Annotated in this window: 1 protein-coding gene and 1 riboswitch; the gene reads left to right on the forward strand. The window is 44.0% G+C overall.

The annotated features are described in order from the left end of the window. Positions 1-39: 39 nt before the first annotated feature. Positions 40-261, forward strand: a riboswitch (cobalamin riboswitch). Positions 262-425: 164 nt separating this feature from the next. Next, positions 426-862 (forward strand): ATP cone domain-containing protein (locus A3762_RS24390; RefSeq protein WP_255375084.1); only part of this gene is annotated, 437 nt, incomplete at its 3' end.

The following is an 862-nucleotide window of genomic DNA, read 5'->3' on the forward strand; positions in this document are numbered from 1 at the left end:
TTGTGTTTTGCATTGGTTCACATCTACTAAATAGACACGTAAGAATGTCTCTGAATTAGTTGTGCTAAGAGAGAATCTGGTGAAAATCCAGAACTGACGCGCAGCGGTAATTGGGAACGAAAGCGACATAATGCGAAGCAAGATAGCTACACGCATTAGGCACTGGAACGTAAAATTCTGGGAAGTCGTCGCTGTAGGATAATCGTTAGATTTAACACACGCCCATAAGTCCGAAGACCTGCCAAAGCAACCCATTTATCACAAGATAAATGGGCTTTCATACCTTCGCGACTATAGGGTGATCGAAAGACAGCATTATTGGCAATGGCAGCTTTATTGGTTGTCTCACTGTGTGTGCTGTTCATATAGATTTTTATGGCGAAGGGTTATTGGTCTAGTTGACCGAAACGCGATGAGAATTAATTATGACAACTCCAAATGCACTCTCTGATCCTAATATCAAACCAGTCTCAAACACTTCTAATTTCCAGCTTAAAGTGATCAAGCGCGATGGGACTCTCGATTCATATAATAGTGACAAAATAGCAGTCGCAATCACCAAAGCAATATTGGCCGCAGAGGATCATGATCATGCGGATGCAAGCCACGTTAAGCAGCTTGCCGATCAGATTGTAAGTGGTATTCATGGTCGCTTTGAAAAGCAATATCCATCTGGCGGCTCGATCAATATCGAGGATATACAAGATCAAGTTGAGCTAGGCTTGATGCGTCAAGGGATGCAGAAAGTTGCACGGGCTTATGTTTTGTACCGTGAGGAGCACGCTCAGCAGCGTAAAGATCAACAGCCTAGCGAAGAGGCACATCCTCGCTTCAAAATGCAACGCAATGATGGCTCTGAGGC

Source organism: Oleiphilus sp. HI0125 (genome assembly GCF_001635355.1).